At 39.9% G+C, this 20,284-nt stretch carries 17 protein-coding genes; 14 read left to right on the forward strand and 3 right to left on the reverse strand.

From position 1 onward, the window contains the following. The first annotated feature begins 714 nt into the window (after positions 1-714). The 5 genes from CS562_RS10345 (at position 715) to CS562_RS10365 (ending at position 10,244) form a co-directional block, all read left to right on the forward strand. The gene (locus CS562_RS10345; protein WP_099855471.1) at positions 715-1,197 is read left to right on the forward strand and encodes a hypothetical protein; all 483 of its coding nucleotides are present in this window, start codon (positions 715-717) and stop codon (positions 1,195-1,197) included. A 198-nt stretch (positions 1,198-1,395) separates the two neighbouring features. After that, the gene (locus tag CS562_RS10350) at positions 1,396-1,875 is read left to right on the forward strand and encodes a hypothetical protein (protein WP_099855473.1); all 480 of its coding nucleotides are present in this window, start codon (positions 1,396-1,398) and stop codon (positions 1,873-1,875) included. A 260-nt stretch (positions 1,876-2,135) separates the two neighbouring features. Continuing rightward, complete coding sequence (locus tag CS562_RS10355) at positions 2,136-5,273, forward strand: DUF3427 domain-containing protein (RefSeq protein ID WP_099855474.1); 3,138 nt, start codon at positions 2,136-2,138, stop codon at positions 5,271-5,273. A gap of 152 nt (positions 5,274-5,425) precedes the next feature. Further along, complete coding sequence (locus tag CS562_RS10360) at positions 5,426-9,484, forward strand: NACHT domain-containing protein (RefSeq protein WP_099855476.1); 4,059 nt, start codon at positions 5,426-5,428, stop codon at positions 9,482-9,484. A gap of 43 nt (positions 9,485-9,527) precedes the next feature. After that, the gene (locus tag CS562_RS10365) at positions 9,528-10,244 is read left to right on the forward strand and encodes a restriction endonuclease (RefSeq protein WP_257219448.1); all 717 of its coding nucleotides are present in this window, start codon (positions 9,528-9,530) and stop codon (positions 10,242-10,244) included. Positions 10,245-10,301: 57 nt separating this feature from the next. Here CS562_RS10365 and CS562_RS10370 read toward each other — a convergent pair whose 3' ends face one another. Then, the gene (locus tag CS562_RS10370) at positions 10,302-10,661 is read right to left on the reverse strand and encodes a helix-turn-helix domain-containing protein (protein ID WP_099855478.1); all 360 of its coding nucleotides are present in this window, start codon (positions 10,659-10,661) and stop codon (positions 10,302-10,304) included. A 143-nt stretch (positions 10,662-10,804) separates the two neighbouring features. Here CS562_RS10370 and CS562_RS10375 point away from each other — a divergent pair, with 143 nt between their 5' ends. Beyond that, positions 10,805-11,320 carry a HEPN domain-containing protein gene (locus CS562_RS10375; protein ID WP_180287092.1) on the forward strand — a complete coding sequence of 172 codons (516 nt, stop codon included), beginning with the start codon at positions 10,805-10,807 and terminating at the stop codon, positions 11,318-11,320. 482 nt (positions 11,321-11,802) lie between these two features. Continuing rightward, positions 11,803-12,129, forward strand: a complete 327-nt coding sequence (locus CS562_RS10380) for a nucleoside triphosphate pyrophosphohydrolase (protein WP_099855482.1) — start codon at positions 11,803-11,805, stop codon at positions 12,127-12,129. A 103-nt stretch (positions 12,130-12,232) separates the two neighbouring features. Here CS562_RS10380 and CS562_RS10385 read toward each other — a convergent pair whose 3' ends face one another. Continuing rightward, on the reverse strand, positions 12,233-12,697 hold the full coding sequence (locus CS562_RS10385; protein WP_099855484.1) for a hypothetical protein: 465 nt from the start codon (positions 12,695-12,697) through the stop codon (positions 12,233-12,235). A 135-nt stretch (positions 12,698-12,832) separates the two neighbouring features. On the opposite strand from CS562_RS10385, the gene CS562_RS10390 reads away from it, so the two are divergent. From CS562_RS10390 to CS562_RS10415, 6 genes are all read left to right on the forward strand, one after another. Further along, positions 12,833-13,573 (forward strand): hypothetical protein, encoded by a 741-nt coding sequence (locus tag CS562_RS10390; RefSeq protein ID WP_099855486.1) that lies wholly within the window; start codon positions 12,833-12,835, stop codon positions 13,571-13,573. Positions 13,574-13,604: 31 nt separating this feature from the next. Further along, positions 13,605-14,369, forward strand: coding sequence for a hypothetical protein (locus CS562_RS10395; protein ID WP_099855488.1), 765 nt, complete (start codon positions 13,605-13,607; stop codon positions 14,367-14,369). Positions 14,370-14,523: 154 nt separating this feature from the next. Beyond that, positions 14,524-15,015 carry a MarR family winged helix-turn-helix transcriptional regulator gene (locus CS562_RS10400; RefSeq protein ID WP_099855490.1) on the forward strand — a complete coding sequence of 164 codons (492 nt, stop codon included), beginning with the start codon at positions 14,524-14,526 and terminating at the stop codon, positions 15,013-15,015. Positions 15,016-15,181: 166 nt separating this feature from the next. After that, on the forward strand, positions 15,182-16,000 hold the full coding sequence (locus CS562_RS10405) for an NAD(P)H-binding protein (RefSeq protein ID WP_099855493.1): 819 nt from the start codon (positions 15,182-15,184) through the stop codon (positions 15,998-16,000). Positions 16,001-16,190: 190 nt separating this feature from the next. After that, positions 16,191-17,489: a galactokinase gene (locus CS562_RS10410; protein ID WP_099855495.1), complete on the forward strand. Its 1,299-nt coding sequence runs from the start codon at positions 16,191-16,193 to the stop codon at positions 17,487-17,489. 295 nt (positions 17,490-17,784) lie between these two features. After that, positions 17,785-18,066, forward strand: coding sequence for a hypothetical protein (locus CS562_RS10415; protein ID WP_099855497.1), 282 nt, complete (start codon positions 17,785-17,787; stop codon positions 18,064-18,066). Between the two features lie 413 nt (positions 18,067-18,479). Here CS562_RS10415 and CS562_RS10420 read toward each other — a convergent pair whose 3' ends face one another. Next, the gene (locus CS562_RS10420) at positions 18,480-18,794 is read right to left on the reverse strand and encodes a DUF1433 domain-containing protein (protein ID WP_125477260.1); all 315 of its coding nucleotides are present in this window, start codon (positions 18,792-18,794) and stop codon (positions 18,480-18,482) included. A 94-nt stretch (positions 18,795-18,888) separates the two neighbouring features. Between CS562_RS10420 and CS562_RS10425 the strand changes: the two genes are divergently transcribed. Next, positions 18,889-20,244: a Tle-like phospholipase domain-containing protein gene (locus tag CS562_RS10425; protein WP_180287093.1), complete on the forward strand. Its 1,356-nt coding sequence runs from the start codon at positions 18,889-18,891 to the stop codon at positions 20,242-20,244. The last annotated feature ends 40 nt before the right edge of the window (positions 20,245-20,284 follow it).

The raw sequence follows: 20,284 nt of genomic DNA on the forward strand, positions 1-20,284 counted from the left end.
GAGCTCATTCCTAATTATGGTCGGCAAGCAGTGAAGAGTTGTATCATCTTATTATTGGGAGATTTAATTCATGGGGATATCATCTTTTATACTATTTAGACTTGGAAAGAGCATGCCGACTTATCTTTTATCGAGTGCTGCTCGGAACATATGTAGAAAAGAGAAACTTTTCTTTGATAAGGATGAAGAAACTTACAATAGTGTAACCAGTCTTACATATGCTATGACAGTGGGCAAAATTGTGGACGTTAGGCCTGGGATAATTCGCAAATTTCGGAGGGAATTAAGGAATGTCTATTAGTGCTGTGATACATGAACCACAAAATGATTTTGAAAAGAGTTTTTTGTTCCAGTTGCAACAGAAACTTTTTTTAAGGATTGATGGTCACCCGCAGTTGAAGTATTAGATTTAAAATGGATAGATCTCTTCTCAACTGGTGTTGATATAGAAGGGGAAGATGTGCCGATGATTATTGAGGAACTACTTCTGGTAAAGGAATGGGCTATAAAGAATTAAAAAGGTGAGCAAAGGGATAAAATAGTCGAAAGAATAGAGGGACTTCGAGAAAAGTTGCCACTTGCATTTCAAAGACAGGACGTAATTGTTTTTATAGGGTAGAGGATCTAAATTTTAGGAGTTGCAAAATCAACTTCGGAGACGGATTATGAGAGCGGGAAATCTAATCGAGAAGAATTGAAAGTGGGCTGTTTGAGATGAGTTCTGTCATATTCCTAAAAAAGATAGAAAATTATGTTCCTGAAAAAGCCATTGAGGATTTTAAGAAAGCAGCGCAAAAAGCGAATATGTTTTGCATCTTGATAAAAGATAAATACCGTGATGATCTCTTTATATCTGCTGAAGGGACTCTATCAGAAGTTGATGAATCTACTTTTAAAACCATAGATAATAAAGACAACTTAAAGTATTTCACATTTAATGTTAATCAAGTAGAAGAAGACTCAATTGATAGTTTCACTTGGCTTACTCAAGACGAAAATTACTTCTGGGCTTTAGATATTGAAAATATAAATCATGAGTACAAATTTATCTTTAGATTCGTTGTAGAGTATTTTAAAGATAACGGCGAGGATTATTTATGGTTTGATGATGCCGAATGGTATTACACCGCTGACGATATTTTAAAATTAAGTAAGATGCCATATGACCCGAAGTGGTGCAGTGAAAAGATTGTATAGTCTTATACATCTATAGATAATTCATTTAAAGGGATTAAGCACTTCTACAAGAGAGATTCTAAATTAGAAGTGCTTTTCTTTATGAACGGGTGGCAAGAGAAATCAGACATCGTGATGAAAGAACTTACTCTAGCGTAAGGGCAGTAAAATATACTCGACTATATAAGTGACACGCCATTCAAAAAGGTGGGTTGAACAATGAATAAGGATTTTCTTTACACTAAGCCATATGTTCTAGGAGTGATAGACGATACATTAGTGGACCTCGAATCGTGGTTTCTAGATGATTCAAGAGAGAGGATGGAAGAGAAATTAAGAAATATTTCTCTGAATGACCTAATCATTGAGTTAATTAATATATTTAAAGACGGAGATCCGAATTATCAAGTTCTCTTAGGGTTATTAGGAGAAAAAGTGGTTAAGGAGGCTAGAGAAGATAAGATTGTCTATTGTCTAGCTGATATTTTGCGTGCTGACGATGATATACAGAGAATTGAGATCGAAATTGATGATGAGGGTCTGAATATAAAGAAAATGAATGTTTTTGTTATTCCAGCCGAGCTTTTGGTACTACAAAAGGAGATAACTAGCCTGTTTGTTGATATTCAAACTCAAAAAACAAGCAATTACTTATCAATCTCTATTAAAGATAAAATGATAACCTTATTTTCAATTTAAGAGAGTAGACTGTCATACTAACTTATAATCCAATCGATACAGTGAAAAGATGATATGAGCTGCGCGTATCTATGCATGACTTAAAGTCATATCATTGAGCACTTCTACCAAACCAAAAGTAGAGGTGCTTTTTCCTATGAAATCAAACAACTAATGAAATCTTCCATAGATTGGTCGATAATATAGAAGAAACAATTTTTAGCTCATCATATACATAGAGAACTATCCACAACCATCCTACACCCACACGAGGTACATTCATGAAACAAGGCATATATGAACAGCTTATCAACACAATCACCAGACAGGAGATTTCGGCGTTGGACCCGGATGTGTATAACATTGGGACCGAGAAGTTGGATGCAGAGGAAGCGCGCAAGCTGCTGTCCACGTATTTGGCGGCGGTGACTCGGCGAGCGCTCAAGATTGTACGGGAACAGACGGAAGATAAGACAGTAGTGTTGGCGCAGATTCGAACGTGTAATGAGATTATTGCTACCCTGAAAGGCACACTGGGGGAAGAAGAATACAACGAATTACAACTGGATGAGCAGGGGGAAGTGCTGACCCATGTGTACTCCAAGCTGAACAGCATTCGTGCGGTCCGGGATACCAAAATCGTTCGTCCAGATACGCCGATCTCCCAAAGCTCTTTGTTCACAGGTGCCAAGTCCGAGCCGAGTATGTTACTGGAGCTGCAAAAGGAGATCGTGACCGCCGATCGGATCGACTGGTTGGTGTCATTTATCAAATTCAGCGGGCTTCGCCTACTTCTGGAACAGCTTCAACAATTCACGATGAGCGGTGGCAAGCTGCGTATCATCACAACTACATACATGGAAGCAACCGACCTGAAGGCCATCACTGAACTTAGCAAATTACCTAACACAGAGATCCAGATTTCGTATGATACCAAAGTGACTCGGCTGCACGCCAAAACGTACATTTTCCACCGTGATACTGGATTCACGACAGCCTATGTCGGCTCCTCTAACCTGTCCAACCCGGCGCTGACCAGTGGTATGGAGTGGAACCTCAAGGTGACGGAGAAGGATTCACTCGATGTGCTGCGCAAGATTGAAGCGACCTTCGAGAGTTACTGGAATGACCGCGAATTTACGCGATATGTTGCTGAGGATGAAGGACATGAGGCACAGCTGAAGGCGGCTCTGAATCGTAAAAAAGATCAGTCCAACTACTTTCACCTCGACATCCAGCCTTATGATTATCAGAAAGAAGTGCTGGAGCAGCTGGACGCCGAGCGTACGCTGTATGGACGAACCCGCAACCTGATCGTTGCCGCCACAGGCGTTGGCAAAACGGTCATCTCTGCCTTCGACTATAAGCGATTCCGGGCAAGCCATGCGGGAGCCAAGCTGCTTTTTGTCGCCCATCGGGAAGAAATCTTGAAGCAAAGCAGGGACACGTTCCGGTATATCCTAAAGGATATGAACTTTGGTGAGCTGCATGTCGGGAATCACCGAGCAGAGGCGCTGGACCACTTGTTTGTTAGCATTCAGAGCCTTAACGCTATGAAGCTGACGGAGATCACCGGCCCAGACAATTACGATTACATCATTGTGGATGAATTCCACCATGCCGCTGCACCTTCATACCAGAAACTATTGTCCCACTACGAACCGAAGATTTTGCTAGGACTTACTGCAACACCGGAACGGATGGATGGCAAAGACATTACCGCCTACTTCGATCATACGATTGCCGCCGAGATCCGACTAACCGATGCCATTGACCGGAAGCTACTGAGTCCGTTTCAATATTTTGGCGTCACCGATACTGTCGATCTATCTCAGGTGAAGTGGTCGCGTAAAGGCTACGATCTGAATGAACTGGAGAAGCTCTATACCCATAACAAAATCCGTGCCAACCAGATCATCCAAAGTCTGAACAAATACGTAACTGATCTGGACGATGTGAAGGGGCTTGGTTTCTGCGTAGGGGTGGATCATGCAATGTATATGGCAAAAATATTTAAAGAAGCCGGCATTCCATCCATGGCCCTGCATGGTGGGTCGAGCGAACAGGAGCGTCATTCTGCGAAAGGACAGCTGGTGAACGGGGAACTGCGCATGATCTTTGTCGTTGATCTGTACAATGAAGGCGTGGATATCCCTGAGGTGAACACCATCCTGTTCCTGCGTCCTACTGAGAGCCTGACCGTATTCCTGCAACAGTTGGGACGTGGACTACGGATGGCGGTTGGCAAAGAGTGCCTGACCGTGCTCGACTTCATCGGGCAAGCGCATCAGGAGTACAGGTTCCAGGATAAGTTCCGTGCTCTGATCGGCGCTACCAAACATTCCATCTCGTACTACGTCGAGAACGGCTTCTCGAACCTGCCACGCGGCACGTTCATTCAATTGGAAAAGCAAGCGAAGGAATACATTATGCGCAACTTGAAGCAGATGAGTCGTAATCGCAGAGCGTTGATCCAGAAGCTGCAAACGTTCCAGAAAGACACCGGACTGCCACTGACCTTGGCTCATTTTGTGGAACATCACGGGATGACTCTCTATGAATTGTATGGTGGACGCACGGGGAAAAGGTATTTCCGCGGCATGTTGGCCGAAGCCGGATTAACAGCACCCATTGAAGATGAACACGAAGAGTACATCCGCAGACTGCCATCTGTGCTGACGATTAACTCCCGAAGCTGGCTGAACTTTCTAATCGACTATATCGAAAAAGGTAAAGAACCAACGACCACCGATGAACGGCGCATGTTGATCATGTTCTATTACACCTTCCACCGGGCTGCGCCCGAGAGATTAGGGTTGAGCAGCATCGAAGAGGGTGTGCAGCGTGTGCTGTCTTGTGAAGCATTCCGAGCAGAGCTTGTGGATATTTTCAAATATAATTTGGCTCATCTGCGATTTGTGGATAAAAGCAATCCATTCCCGTACACTTGTCCACTGGATATCCACTGTATGTACTCCATCGACCAAGTTCTCGCCGCCTTCGGTTATTGGAATGCCCAGCGATCACCCGCCTTCCGTGAAGGCGTGAAGTATTTTGCCGATGAACATACCGATATCTTCTTCATTACATTGAACAAATCGGATAAAGATTTCTCTCCATCTACGCTGTATGAGGATTATGCGATTAACGAGCGGCTATTTCACTGGCAGACTCAGAGCCGGGTGTCAGAGCATACGGCTACGGCGCAGCGTTATATTCAACACAGAGATAAAGGTAATCGAATTGCCCTCTTTGTCCGTGAGTATAAGGAGGAGCATAATTATACGTCTCCATTTGTCTTCCTGGGTGAAGCCGATTATGTCAGTCATGAGGGGAACAAACCGATGAGCTTTGTATGGCGACTGCGGGAAGAGATGCCCGCGAAGATGGTGGCGGTGGCGAATAAGTGTATTGTTTAATGGAGAGAGTGAGATACGTCCTGTCATAAGCAGGTTTTATTGCTCAAAAATGTATTTCATAGTGGAAATAAGTTTTTTTTATTGGATAATAGATCGTAAGTCCTGGTATACAGGGACTATTCCATAATTTTATAAGAGGTGGACAGAAAAATATGACTAAATATAACTTGATTTCTTTAGGGCATCAGCGCTTTGAAGAATTGTCACAATCACTAGTACAGAATGTTATTGGTCCAGGAGTTAAGGTTTATGGTATGGGCAGTGATGGTGGGCGGGAAGCTACCTATGAAGGCAGAGCGAATTATCCATCTACAAGAGAAACTTGGGATGGAAAATGGATATTTCAGTCTAAATTCCATGACACCTTACAGATAGGGCAAAAAGAAGCTCGAAAATTACTTTTTTCTGAATTAGATAGCGAACTAGATAAAATTATCAATGTATATAAGATTCAGTGTGATAATTACATACTTATTACTAATGTGCCTTTAACCCCTGTTTTTCAAAAAGGATTGAAAGACAGAATTGATAATGTCTTAATTCCTAAATATCAAGATAGAATAAAAAATATACATGTTTGGGGGGCAGAAGAAGTATGCGGATTTTTGGATTCCTACATCGAATTGCGTCAATCATATCTTCAATTTTTAGTTAGTGGGGATATCATAGCACGCCTACTGGGACTTCTAAACAATGTAGATCAAGAAAATGATAGCCTAGATGAACTTGTGCAATTATATTGTCAAAAAGGATTAACTGAGGATCAGGCGGCTGCTTTAGATGATGCAGGTGATGAGGACTCAACAGTTCCATTACAAAACGTGTTTTTTGATATTGATGTGATCCCTGAAACGTTGAGTCATGAAAGATTAATTTCTGACAGTATACCCAAATGGCTTAAACAAGCCAGCACTGATGAAGATAGAAATTCTGCATTATCGTTTTTGTTTGATGATTCAGTTGAGAGAATGGTATTTGTTGGAGGCCCAGGGCAAGGAAAATCAACTGTTGGACAATTTGTATCTCAGGTTCATCGTGCAAGGTTGACAGGCAGGTTGGCAGAATTCTCTATCGATGGAGTTGCATTAGATGATTGTACTCCGAGAATCCCCTTCAGAATACTATTAAAAGATCTTGCTCACTGGTTTAATTTAAATGAAGAGAATACTAACTTATTTAGTTATATTTCTTATGATATGAGTAGTAGCACTGGAAAGAAAGTAACAACAGATAATGTACATCAAATCTTGAAGAATAATCCGATTTTACTAGTCTTAGATGGTTTGGATGAGGTTCCTGAAAAAAATGTGCGAAGTAAAATGATAAATGCAATTATAACTTTTATAGGACAAATAAAGTCAGTTTATAATAGTAATTTAAAGGTTCTTGCTTCAACTCGTCCGCAAGGGTACTCTGAAGAATTCAATCCTGACCATTATTTGCATTTAAAATTAGATAAACTCTCAAAAAACAAAGCTCAACAATATGCGAAAAAATGGGTTGAGAATCGTGAAGGAGTACAGTTGGGTAAACGAGGCGGGAAAATAATTGAAGTTTTAACGAGTTGTTTAGAAGATGATGTCGTTGCAGATCTAACAAAGACGCCATTGCAAATTACAATTCTACTTGTAATCATTCGTGCTGGTGCTACTCCACCAAAACAAAGAGAAGAACTATATCAAAAATATATGGACACTATTTATAATAGAGAACAGAATAAGAATGCTAACCTAGTACCTACAGATAAAAATTTGATATATGGAATTCATAAATTTATCGCATATAAATTGCACTATCTTGCTACTCAAAGCAATTCAAATGCTTTAATGGACACTAGTGAATTCAGAGATAGTGTTATTGATTATTTATATTATGACAATCCTTATATAACTGATGAAGAATTAGTTAAGAAGGTAGGGAATATTTTAACAGAGGTTCAGGATAGACTTGTATTGCTTGAAAGTCCCCAACTTGGAAAGATAGGATTTTCACTAACTGTTATGCGAGAGTTCTTCACAGCATGTCACTTAGTGGATAGCGCTAAAGATACACTTGAGAGATTAGACAGATTTAAAGCTATTTCTAGATCAGCTCATTGGAGAAATGTTGTTCTTTTTTTTGTTGGAAGGATTGGAAGGAATTTGCCAGGAGAGGCTTCTGGAATAATAACTATATGTAATCAAATTGACTCTGAAGATGAGGATAAGATACTAAAAAGAGGTTCTCAACTATTGCTTGATATTCTCAATGATAGAGCCTTTAGAGAACCATTTCAAGAAATTAGTGCACTACAAAATGCAATTAAAATACTTGACTATCATAAGGTGATCTCACCCAATGAAATTCATATAAAAATTAAAACTCTACCCGAACATTACGCTGAGAAGGGTATAAAAGAATTTTTTCATCATAGATTTAAAAACATAATCAGTACAGAATTAAATGGTTATATAAGTACTTATGAAAAAGTATTCGGTTACGATGTTTACTTAGAAGAGGCATTATCAAGATTAGTTACATTACAAGATCGCAAAGACGCAGCACTACTTTTCAATATTGGGGTAAAATACGAAATATTAGAACAGTGGGTTATAGATGCTTGTGAGAATATACCAGAAAGAGATTTGTTTGAAGAATCCATCCATATTAATGATTACGGAATTCAATTACTTAGAATTCTAAGTAAGGAAACTTTAAAAATTAAAGATAATATCATTTTAATCCTAATGAATCTTCTCGAACTATCTATTGATCATGAAGATGAGGATGAAGAAGAAAATGAATTTATAGAGTATACAAGTGAAATAGTTGAACAATATAAAGAAAAAAAATGGACAATTATGATTGCTATTTTATTTACTCATAAAATTATGTCGGATACAAAAGGGAGAGAAAAACGTTACCCGTTAGTAGCTAACCCACGCGTTAGAGAAGCTATAATCACAAACAAAGAAAGAATAGAAGAATTTATTTCAACACATGAAAATTCAGATAAGGAATTGAAAATAATAGTTGAGGTTCTTAAATTCTTAATGAATCCCAAGAGCTATAAAAGTGCTGTTCCATACTTGAAGGAATTAATTCAGAACACAAGATCAAGTTTCATATACAATTTTTCTAATAATCTTCTTACCCATGATCATGATGATATAGTGTCTTTATACTTTTCATTTGAAGACTACAACGAATACATTGAATATTTTAGAGGTTTAGATAAAATTATTGAAAAAAAATCATATAAAGTTGATGGGATTTATAAAATCGGAAGTTGGATACAAGCCGGTTTTCCAGCATTCCAGAAGCCTTATTTGGACGAATCAATATTAAATGATTTACATGAATGGACTTCAAAAAAGTCGATAAGTTTAAAAATATTACCACCTTTGATGAAGGTAAGTTTACCAGAAGAGTATGATGGAGAATCTGTTTCACTCTTCAATGAAATAGTACAATATTTTCTTAATGAAAAGAAAATATATTTTTCCCTAGCATCATTATTAAATCGTATGTTATTGGTAGATCCTGAAAAAGAAAAAGTAAATATTTTGAAAAATGAAATAACCAAACTTTTGCAAATAGAGAATACAGATGGATTCAGTGGTTTTACAACGAGTATCTTAATTGGTGCACTTAACAGAGAAGAGCTATTAACTCAAGAACATCTTGTTTTATATTTCAAACACTTGAAGAAAGATAATGTCGATGGACGCAGGAAAAGATTACTACCTCATATAATTGGATATGGCCGATCATTAGAAAATTTAGTTGAAAGTGATAATGAAATTGCAAGGGCCTTATCGAGTTATATTCTAGCCTCTTTGAGAACGAGAAATTTCTCAAAGGAAATTTTAGGGAAAATTCTATTCGAATCTATACAAAATAGTGAAATGGATATCATTAAAGACAATTGTATAAATGCTCTTTGTTCTACTAGCTTAGATTGGGAAAATATTTCACAGGTTATTCGTTCTTATATCAGAGAGTCAGTGGGTAGCGAGCAACAAAGAAAGTGGATAGATGTATTGTGTAGTGCTGAATTTAATGAAACTAATAAAATTTATCTAAAAGAGCTAATAGTAGAATTAATAGAAGATGGATATGAGTATAGAAACTTATATGAAAGATTAACGGAATTAGTTGACTTAGCATATTTTGAAGAAGTAAATCTAAGCTTACCTTTACCTAAAAGGAAATTCTCTGATATTTGGTAGTCTTGATTATTAAGGAGTACATCATGAATATGAATGAGATTATATGGCTCGTTATTGGTGTTGTTACATTATCTGTGTTGCTGGACTATTACAGCCTTCTAAAAAGAAAAGAAAAAAGTCCAACCTACACAAGAAACAGACTACTAAAAAACCTGTGAGTAGCGGATTTAATCGTGCCTCCTCTACGTGTAGAACAGACGAAGTGATTCTAACTTTACCACTAGATAAAATGACCGGAGCAGAGTTCGAACGTTTACTTACACTCTATTTTAGAGACAACGGTTATACCGTAAAAGAAGTTGGCGTTGGGGGTAAAGATGGAGGAGTAGATTTGGTTATCACTGATAAGCGTGGCGAAAAAACAGCGGTTCAGGCAAAATGCTATGCTGATCATAATAAGGTGCAAGTAATGACTGTTCGTGAGCTGGTAGGTGCGAAAAGGAATCATGACTGTATTTTGTCTCTGATCGTGACGACATCTGATCTTACGGGTCCAGCAAGAAAAGAAGCTGATCAATTCAAAGTGGATTATTGGCACGGTGGTTTAGTAGACAGCAAGCTACGCAGTTGGGGGAAATGGACGCCTTCCAATAGAAAAGTAAAAACTACTACGACCAAGAAAGAGCAATCTTTATCTAAAACCGTATCTAATATCAAGTGCAGTTGTGGTGCTGCAATGGTTAAACGTAAGAATAAAGCTGGGGCGGAATTTTGGGGATGTAGCAACTACCCTACTTGTAGAAAAACGAAAGCTATCTGAGTATGTTAAAATGACGGGAAAATAAGGCAAAGCAACTAGTTAAACAGTTGCTTTGCCTTATTTTTGATTTGTTCCGTAACTCTTTAGTATCTCTTTTAGAATGTTCCTGGATAATTGAATATTATCTAAAGATGCATCTCTCAACATGTCCACTATTTCTTGAATCATAATATCCGTCTCGGTCAATTCAATTTCATCATTCACATAAGCAAAAAGTTGAGAAACGTTTACATCCAACGCCTCTGCAATTTTACCAAGATTAATTAAAGAAACGTTCTTTTCTCCGCGTTCAACTTGTCCAATGTATGTAAAATGGAATCCACCTTTTTCTCCAAGTGCCTCCTGTGATAGTCCCTTATCTTTCCTTAAAACTTTAATTCGTGCACCGACTAATTTTAAAATTTTTCTATCATCCACACTATGCACCCCCTCTATGTAAAAGTGTAGACAAGATTTTGGGGGCTAAACATGAGTATATAAATCGTATATTTTAATAAAATTATATCTTTGAATATTTATTTAATGTATAATATTGGGATTAACTCTTTGGAGGGATGACGATGGCAAGAAATTGGTCCATAACCGAAGCACATTGTAATCACCAAGTAGATTTTACCCCACGTTTGCAAGACCATGATATCTCCACACAACCTAGGTCCAAACACATTCCTGCTTACCATATGCTACGTACCACAATAATGGCCTATCACCAACATGCTAAGTATCATCTCAAACTTGCCGCCATCATGTGTAATCACAATCAGTTCAAAGCCTGCCTAATTCTATGTGATTGGGCTCTAACCTCCATGATTAAGGCACTTTATATCCATAAGTATCATTCAGTTCATCCACCCAAAGAACTCACCATGAATGAAATCTTGCCTTTAGTGCATACGGAGACTGAACCCGGACTAGATATTGCCTTGTTCATCGGCACGATGCAACATATATCATCCCTAGTGGATTATCCACATGACCAGCCACTAGAACTGAACAACATCGAAAAGCTTCTTCAACGAACAGAAGAGATATTGTACGAGTTATCCAAACGAATAATAAATAATTCATCAGAGTAAGATTGATTAATCTATGTTACGCTTACAAGATGACATCATCCAAATAAAGGATATATCATGCAGGGAATACAAGGATACTCCTTGCTTTGCATTTGGAAAGTAGGTGTACATTTTGAAAAGAGTGATTGCTATTGCGTTTTTTATATTATCTATATTGGAATTGGTTACTTTAATCCTAATCGGTAAAAGTATGATGCATGGGTATATGGAACCGAGTACGTTTAGAGGGATAATTTCATTTCCACTAAGCGCTACGTACCTCTCGATCTGGATGTTCTTTTCACGGCAAGAGTTTACCGGAGGACGAGTTGCGGCACAGATCAGTTTGACAGCGGCATTGTTGACTTCGTGTCCGTTGGTGTGTTTGTTAATTATTTTCTATTAAATCAACCCATCCTCTAATGGCAACTTGTATAATGGCAAAAAGGGAGATTCTGGATCGAGGCTCGAAAGCTCTCACAGCAGAAAGGATGTTATACCACATGCCTACATACAACAAATTGGTACGGGACAAGATTCCGCATATTATCACATCCAGTGGTAAGGAATGCCGCACACGCATTCTCGACCCGGAGGAGTATAAGCAAGAACTAAGAACGAAACTGCAAGAAGAGACGGATGAGTACTTGAATGCAGAAAGCGATCAGGAAGCTCTGGAAGAACTGGCTGACATGCTCGAAGTGATTCGGGCGCTAGCTGAGGTGCATGGTGTTAATATAGCGCAGCTTGATAAGCTACGGGCGGACAAAGCCGAGGCACGGGGTGGATTCCAGGAGCGGGTGTATCTGATCGATGTTGACGAAGCTTAACGTTAAACTGACATATATATTTTAGACAAAAAACCTTTGATTGCTCACCAGACATCCTGGAATATAATCAAAGGTTTTTGAATATTTTTAATCTTCCCGCACGTTATCCACGTTTCATTAATCCCCAAACCACATATATGAACAACGCTACCAATAGAAACGCAGGTACGAAGATTGGTTGTGCCAAGTTGCCAACGGACATTGACGTGACCTGTGAACCCACCAAACTGACCGTGCCAACCCCGACAAACAAAGCGACATTCCATAAGGCAAAAGGGAGTAATCTTCCTACATTTCTCGGGTACCGCGTAATCATGATAATCATCACCAGTATGAAAAGAATTAGAAACAGTAATTCAGTAATTGACGTCCATCTTCCCAGCTGACTCATTGACTCGATCGCTTGGTCGCTTATGGAACCACCGGAAGTCCACTGTTGTGATTGAGCTATCCGATCCGATTCCAAGGAAACATAAATGCCATAAAATAAAATCATTAGTACGAGATACATAAGCATCGCTACGTTTATACGACGTTTATCTGGTTGTTTGTTTAAAAAAACGTTCATAGATTCACCTCTTAACCTGAATAGTGGGTTATCTCATGAAAATAACATTGAAACCGATCTGACACCAAAAATGGATATCTTTGTAGTATAATCCATTTGGTTCTGGATCGAAACCATGCACGAAGGAGGAGTGCTATGAAAAAGAAAATGTTCTTTTTGCTACTAGTTATAGTACTCGTTACTTCAGCGGTAATAATGATATGGTTTTCTAGGTTAGAACCTCCCACATATCAGGTGGAAAATGATAACGATACCAACTCTTCAGGCTTGTATAACAAGGCATCTTCATTACCCAATATCATTGAAATCACGAATGAAGAAGCAACCCTGCAATTACCTCTTAACGACGTCCCAGAGTATAGGCGCTACCTGATGAATGAACAGGACTTCCAAACTGAAATAGATCGTACACATGTGGAAGTATTGGAGGTGCCTTCTTCGGAAACATATTCAATGCTGAAGTATGGCTGTGGAAACAAAGCTTGCTATACCCTTTTGGTGAAAACTGATGATAGAGGGACGCATAGCTTGCCGATGCCTGAGGGCATTTTACAAGATTATAAACTTTCCTCTGACTATCAGCAGGTGTTAATTCGATATGCTTATGATGAAGGCGGTCTGGTTAAGAGACAAATCCTTGTTGCCGTGGATCTCAAAAAATTAGAAATCATCCCATATACATCAACTGATTTGGAAGAAGCTTTCATGTTGAAACCAACCTGGCCCATCATCTCTTATGAATGGATAGACAATAACCATTTCACGATTGAAACAGCAGCATTAGAAACAAGTGAATATAACGTACTTAAAGACTGGTTTGATTCTAATGATCGTGAAACGAGGAAGGTAACCATTCGGTTAAATTCATTGGATTAATTTTAGCTATTTAGTGAGAGGGGACAGTGATTTGATAAAAGAAATAGCTTCATTGATGTTGTTGAGTGTAGTTCTTTTTGGAGGATGCCAAACCGAATCGTTAGGCGCTGTCCATCTGGAACAGGTTGTGTCTCCCACCAAGCAGGTAACAACGAAACCGGAACAAGAGACAAATTCAAAATTGAAATTAATCGGATCTTCTGAGGATGAACAAGTAAAACTTTATGCAATTAAAGAAACGGAAGATGCAATTGAAAGCGTAACTCTAGATATAAATGGGCGCACAAAAGATTTTGATTGGAGCATTTCTCATCATTCGGGAACGAAGCCGCAGTTATTTTATACCGATCTTACCGGTGATGGTAAGGAAGAGGCTGTAATAATCATTCAGACTGGTCGAGGGACAGGCTTGGATAACTATGAAATTCATGTCGTTAACTCCGATAACTTATCTGAAATTAAAGTACAGCGTTATGAGGATATTGTTGCTGAGCATATTAAATCGCGTATATCTAAAAATGATGATGGTACATTAGCGATTACAGTGATTTCACAAGGGCAAGTAGGTAACTTCAATTATGATTTTGATCCAGCACCAGACTACCATCAAGGTAAGCTTGCTTTCGGCGGTGTGGTTATTTATACATTGGATAATCACAAAATAAAATTAAGTCTTCCCGGCTCTATTGGCATATCTCCTACATATGTGTGTGACTTCAATATCACGTATACCTTCGATAAAGCCGACAATGAATTTATTGTTGATCAGATTGAAGTTGAACCTGTTGAAAAATAGATAAAAAGCTTGTTCCAATTATGGGGCAAGCTTTTTGGGCAATTTGAATGAATTAATTTCATGGTCAAAATTTAATGAATTGACATTTTCAATGGGGAAAGTTATCTTAGTCTAAATAGTTAAGTTGTTAACTAAATGGAGAGGAACAGAACGTATGGATCATTCACAAGAAGAAAACTTGCCATTAATTGACTCTAAACGAGATGCGCTGCAGGAGTATTTACTTCATCTGCCGCTGCCAAATGCAGCTTTTTTCACGATGGTTGAGGCGACTGCCAACCTGGTAGCCGTATCGGAAAAATACTGGCAATCCCAAGGGCTGAACGGAGCAAGAATCCGCATACTCGTAGAGATTGCCAAAGATGGGGGAACAATGCTTCCTTCAGTGCTTGCCGAAAAAATTGGTGTTACCAAGGCCAACATCAGCTTACTGCTAACTCCACTGGAGCGTGATGGTTATATCGCAAGAGCTGAACATGCACGAGATGGTCGCAAGACAGTGATTTCCATTACCGATGCTGGAAGGACATTATTAAGTGGGCATCTGCCGGGTAACCGTGAAGCTGTGGCTAGCCAGATGGGCAAGTTGGATGAACAGGAGCAGCATCAGTTAATTGCTTTATTACAGAAGCTGAACAGGTCTTAATGCTGTTTGAAAAGGTGTTAAAATAGAAGATTCTGGGGTCGGATATGTGGAAAGGAATATGATTAGTTCAGCGAGGAATATGTTGAAGTCCAGCTGATCATTCTGTCCATTTAGTTAATAGCTTAACTACTTAATGGTAATTCATTTATAGGAGGGGAAGAACACGATGTCTATTATGATTACTGGAGCGAATGGACAACTAGGCAATCTGATTATCGCAAATCTGCTAGCCAAGATCCCGGCTACCCAAATTATTGCAGGTGTCCGTAATTTGGGGATGTCCTCAACCTTAGAAGCTCTGAAGGATCAGGGTGGAGAGATTCGTTTCATGGACTATGATAGTCCGGAAACATGCCAGAAAGCTTTTACCGGTGTGAATAAATTGCTGTTGATCTCTAGCTCACATACCGATGATACAGTACGGCTAACTCAACATACTAGTGTAATTAATGCAGCGAGGAAAGCAGGGGTTGAACATATCCTCTATACCAGCTTTGCTTTTCCGCAGACGGGTCTTAAAATTCCAGTAAGCGTTCATAGACTTACCGAGCAGGTCATATTTGATTCAGGTATGAAGTATACGATTTTGCGCAACGGGCTGTACATTGATTTTGTGGATGTACTCGGATTAAATGAGGCAATACAAAGTGGTGTACTGACAACTCGTCCAGGAAATTGGCGATTCAATGCTGTAACACGTAGCGATCTTGCACAGGCAATTGCGAACGTACTCGCAGGCAAAGGATATGAGCAGCAAATCTATGAGCTGGCCGCGTCAAAAACTTGGACCTTTGCTGATCTGGCTGAAGTGCTTACAGCGTTTGCAGGAAAGACCGTTATTCACAGCGAGGATGTGTCGGTGCAGCACTGGATCTACCCTTTTTTAAGCAGTATAGATACGGTATCTACATCGAAGGACCTTGAACAATTGATGGGTCATCCGGTAACTTCGTTGAAGGATAGCATCGCACCCTTTCTGAAATAAGCGAACGTAAATTGGAGCAAAGTTAAGCCTATGATTGTGAAATATAATTAATTTGAACTTTCAATTCTACCCTACCTTTTACGAAACGAAGCTGAGATAATGGGAGAGTAAAGGGGCATAGATTGTTCCCCGTATTGTTCATCATTTACGTCAAAAAAATAAATGCTGCATATCCATAGGAGGATTATCAATGACTACTCAACCACTGGAACTGATCCAATCCACTTCAGGCCAAGCGTTGCTTGCCCAAATGTACGGTCAGCAACAACTAGAAGAACAGACAGCACGTTACACCAAGCTCAATGAATCATTCGAACAGTATTTTGGCGTACAAGATGGCAGCAAATTGTTCAGCGCGGCTGGACGTAGCGAAATTGGAGGCAACCACACGGATCATAACCATGGTAAGGTGCTGGCTGGTAGTATTACGCTGGATACGATTGCGGTGGCTGCGCCAACGACGAATTCGGTGATTACCTTTTATTCAGAAGGCTATGACCAGAAATATGTAATCGATCTCACGGATTTGGCACCGAAAGCAGAGGACGACGGTACTACGGCGTTGATTCGTGGTATGGCTGCGGGATTTGAGAAGTTCGGATACAAAGTGGGCGGCTTCCAGGCGTACATCTCCAGTAACGTGTTCTCGGCGTCCGGGCTGAGCTCGTCGGCATCGTTCGAGATGCTGATTTGTACGATTCTGAATCATTTCTACAACGATGGATCACTGGATGTGGTGGTCATGTCCAAGATTGGTCAGTATGCGGAGAATCAATATTGGAACAAACCTTCCGGTCTGCTGGATCAGATGGCTTGTGCCTATGGAGGGCTAATTGCGATTGATTTTGAGAATCCGGCCGGGCCTGTAATTGAGCCTGTTCAATGGAATTTCCAACAAAACGGCTACTCATTGGTCATTGTAAACACAGGTGGGAATCACGCGGATCTGACTGAGGACTACGCTGCAGTTCCTTATGAGATGAGAGCGGTTGCTAAAGCGTTGGGCAGCGAATATGTCCGAGAAATTACGGCCGAGGCGATTTATGCCAATCTCAAACAGGTACGTGAAGCAGCGGGGGATCGTGCGGTACTGCGTGCGCTGCATTTCTTGGAGGAAAACAATCGGGTGGACGGTCAGGTACAGGCCTTGCGGGAAGGGCGTTTTGCTGATTTCCTGAATCTGATTACGGCATCCGGGAACTCATCCTGGAAGTGGCTCCAGAATGTATATCAGAGCGGCTCGGTGAAGGAACAGGAGATTGGTATCGCACTGGCGTTAACTGAAAATTATCTGCAAAAGCTGGGTGATGGCGCTTGCCGTATACACGGCGGTGGATTTGCAGGGGTCATTCTGACGATTCTTCCCAACGAAAAAGTTGAGGAGTATATGTCCTGGATGCACGGCATGCTGGATACGCCAATTATTGTGGTTAATGTGCGTGCGCAGGGTGCGGTATGTTTGAACACATTAATCGAAAACGTGGGTTAATCTTGTCGGTGTAACACACTGCGATGTTTAACCTGTATAAGTAGTATTAAACAGTACATTATAGCGGTTCTCCAGCTTGACGCTAGTCATGGAAGAGGATCGCTTTTTGTTGTCTACATTAGGAGAGATAGCTCGCTCCGGACTTTTTCTGAGGGAACGGTCCGTTATTAATAAATTCAGATCAGGAGTTGGCGAAGATGATTGTGGAACGTGAGCAATCTTAAGTTCAGTTCTCTATATAATTCCAAACTTTGGACGCGTTTCCGTGTTAATTAGGTAAGGGAGGGGATGCAGAATGACGACAACCACACTGGCTGAGCAGGAAGAGGCGCGTTTGTATGACGAGTTGCGACGTACGCTGGAAGAAGTGGAAGAAGGAAAGCAGCGGCAGAAAATGTTGAAGCGTATGATCAGGCAACTCAAGTTTGCCAAATGGCGGAAAGAAAGATTTCACTGGTTTGATCAATACTTCCTGAATGTAAGGCCAGTAACACTTTGGATCATGTTAGCCACTGGGGCGCTTATGCCAGTAATGTTGTTCAGCATTTTTATATGGGTATCCTTGTGGGTGGAATGAATCATGAATGATTAGGGTAAATACCTTTGAATGAATAGCATGTTAAAGTGAGGGCAGTGGCATATATAGAAATTATGTGGACAGTTACTGCCTACTAACTTTATTAGGATAAAGCTAAATTTATTTCCTCACGTATACACGCAAAAGTGTGAGCTTATTACTGGTAACAACTGCCTAAGTACTTGAATGTACCTACTGTCTACTACCCAAAAGGATAAAGACTTTGTATTCATTTTTCAGTTGTTATGTACACGTCACGCCGAAGATGCACTATAATGATTCTACTTCTTTTGGAAAAAGAGGATGGAATCTAGTGAAGTGGTTCCTTATTACATAATTAAAGAGCCGAGTATATCTACAAGGCTCTCAGATAAAAAAATCGTATATGTTTGTTTGAGTTAAGTAGAATTCATTTATTGAAGAGGCTTGATTTCATCTGGCACTGAACCCGTTTTGACTTCATAGGTATCATAATCGACCATAGTGAATATTTCCTGATCTTTGTTTCCTTTCACATATCCAGTTAAAGAAACGGTATGGGATAAATCAGCGGGAATAAATTTATGGTCTGTGAATTCAACATCAATTCCATACTTTTCTTTAAAATAGGCTTGGCTTGCTACCTGAGCTTTTTGAATAATCTCTTTTTTCTCGTTTGACATACATCCTCCTAAAGTGAATGATATGGCGCAGATCATTAATATAAAAAGTAATCCTGATTTTTTCAAGTAATCACCTCATATTCCTAATGTTGTCGTTTGATAATGTGCATTATACAACTTCCGTTAACTAGAAGAAAGGGTGAATAGGATGGATAAATACATGACTGACGAATTATATTTAAAAATATCTGAGCTTGCATATACGGATGTTCCTGCAGGTCGTAGTGATATTTTGGACAAGGATGAGTACAAGGATTGGAGAACGGTTGAACCAAAGGGTGCAAGTCTGCATAGTGCGTATTCAGGATTTGATGCTATAGTTCTTGAGAATCCCAAAACAAATCAAGTTATCATCGGTTATAGAGGTACTGAACCTGAAGGTATTATTGGAAAAGCAGCTGATATTGAGACAGATGCCTTCGATGTCGTAGGTGGTAGAACCAAAAGGCTTGAAGATGCGATAACCGATCCAGAACGTCATAATATATTTAAAAATAGTCCCTTCAAGCTTATGAAGGATAACATGGATTGGGAAAATAATCAGTTTCACCAAGCTGAGGAATTGTATGAGGCGGTGAAGGCGGCGTACCCTGATTCAGACATTTCATTGACGGGTCATTCCCTGGGTGGCGGTTTAGCTCAATATGTAGCTGCTCGTCAGGATGTGTCTGGGATGACGTATAGTGCTCCTAGTGTAACGAATCTCCTGGATGATGTCAGTTTGTCCAAGGTCAATGAGGGTCATTTTGATAACAAAATGGTTAACGTGGTTCATCCCAATGATTCTGTAGGGGCTGGGGGAATAAGTGAATATGACAGGCACGTAGGAAGTACCGTGTATAAGGGTCAGGACTTTGACACCGCTAATGCGATGTATCAGAATTGGAAATTTCAGTTTCAGTTAAAGGTTCCTTTTCAGCCTCTGGGTGCAGGCTCGCCCATGTTAGTTCATGACGTAAGAATAGGTGTGGATCTGGACAAGCTTCATGTTGGTGATATTATAAGATTTTTTGATTCATTCTCGAAGGACGAAGGCAAAGGGTATCATTCCATGGATCAATACGAGTTTGATGAGAATGGGAATCTAAAAGGACCGCTAATAGACCGGAACACTGGTGAAACCATTGATATTTCTCCTAGGTGGACGGCCCATCAGGAGGCATTTGCCACCTTCTCCAATTTGATGGCAGGTATTGTTCCTCCGTTGATCGCAGCAGCTACAGGATTTGTTAGTGGAAAAGGCGGGAGCAAGATTCAATTAACACCGGAAGAGTTAGCGCAGGCTGCTAGGGAGATGAGGCTAAGTTTAAGTGGCTTCTCGAATGATGCCCAGACTTCGATTCAGATGTTTCAGACACATATATCTACCAGCGAAAGTCAGTCCTTTACACCCATCGCCTATAACGCAACAGCAACGTTACAAGCAATCAATCGTTGGTATCAGGAATCCATTAGCGAAATTGCGGAATATATTGAACGTAAAAGAGAAGAATTTTTAATTGCAGACCAACACTAATGCATTTCTACATAGAAGGATTAACAGGAGGAAATGAGAA

This window comes from Paenibacillus sp. LK1 (assembly GCF_002750415.1).
GTDB classification, from domain to species: domain Bacteria; phylum Bacillota; class Bacilli; order Paenibacillales; family Paenibacillaceae; genus Paenibacillus; species Paenibacillus taichungensis.

What these genes read in the sequence shown, in the direction of transcription:
- CS562_RS10345 (WP_099855471.1), top strand. Translation starts at nt 715, where the DNA reads ATGAGTTCTGTCATATTCCTAAAAAAGATAGAAAATTATGTTCCTGAA.
- CS562_RS10350 (WP_099855473.1), top strand. Translation starts at nt 1,396, where the DNA reads ATGAATAAGGATTTTCTTTACACTAAGCCATATGTTCTAGGAGTGATA.
- CS562_RS10355 (WP_099855474.1), top strand. Translation starts at nt 2,136, where the DNA reads ATGAAACAAGGCATATATGAACAGCTTATCAACACAATCACCAGACAG.
- CS562_RS10360 (WP_099855476.1), top strand. Translation starts at nt 5,426, where the DNA reads ATGACTAAATATAACTTGATTTCTTTAGGGCATCAGCGCTTTGAAGAA.
- CS562_RS10365 (WP_257219448.1), top strand. Translation starts at nt 9,528, where the DNA reads ATGGCTCGTTATTGGTGTTGTTACATTATCTGTGTTGCTGGACTATTA.
- CS562_RS10375 (WP_180287092.1), top strand. Translation starts at nt 10,805, where the DNA reads ATGGCAAGAAATTGGTCCATAACCGAAGCACATTGTAATCACCAAGTA.
- CS562_RS10380 (WP_099855482.1), top strand. Translation starts at nt 11,803, where the DNA reads ATGCCTACATACAACAAATTGGTACGGGACAAGATTCCGCATATTATC.
- CS562_RS10385 (WP_099855484.1), bottom strand. Translation starts at nt 12,697, where the DNA reads ATGAACGTTTTTTTAAACAAACAACCAGATAAACGTCGTATAAACGTA.
- CS562_RS10390 (WP_099855486.1), top strand. Translation starts at nt 12,833, where the DNA reads ATGAAAAAGAAAATGTTCTTTTTGCTACTAGTTATAGTACTCGTTACT.
- CS562_RS10400 (WP_099855490.1), top strand. Translation starts at nt 14,524, where the DNA reads ATGGATCATTCACAAGAAGAAAACTTGCCATTAATTGACTCTAAACGA.
- CS562_RS10405 (WP_099855493.1), top strand. Translation starts at nt 15,182, where the DNA reads ATGTCTATTATGATTACTGGAGCGAATGGACAACTAGGCAATCTGATT.
- CS562_RS10410 (WP_099855495.1), top strand. Translation starts at nt 16,191, where the DNA reads ATGACTACTCAACCACTGGAACTGATCCAATCCACTTCAGGCCAAGCG.
- CS562_RS10415 (WP_099855497.1), top strand. Translation starts at nt 17,785, where the DNA reads ATGACGACAACCACACTGGCTGAGCAGGAAGAGGCGCGTTTGTATGAC.
- CS562_RS10425 (WP_180287093.1), top strand. Translation starts at nt 18,889, where the DNA reads ATGACTGACGAATTATATTTAAAAATATCTGAGCTTGCATATACGGAT.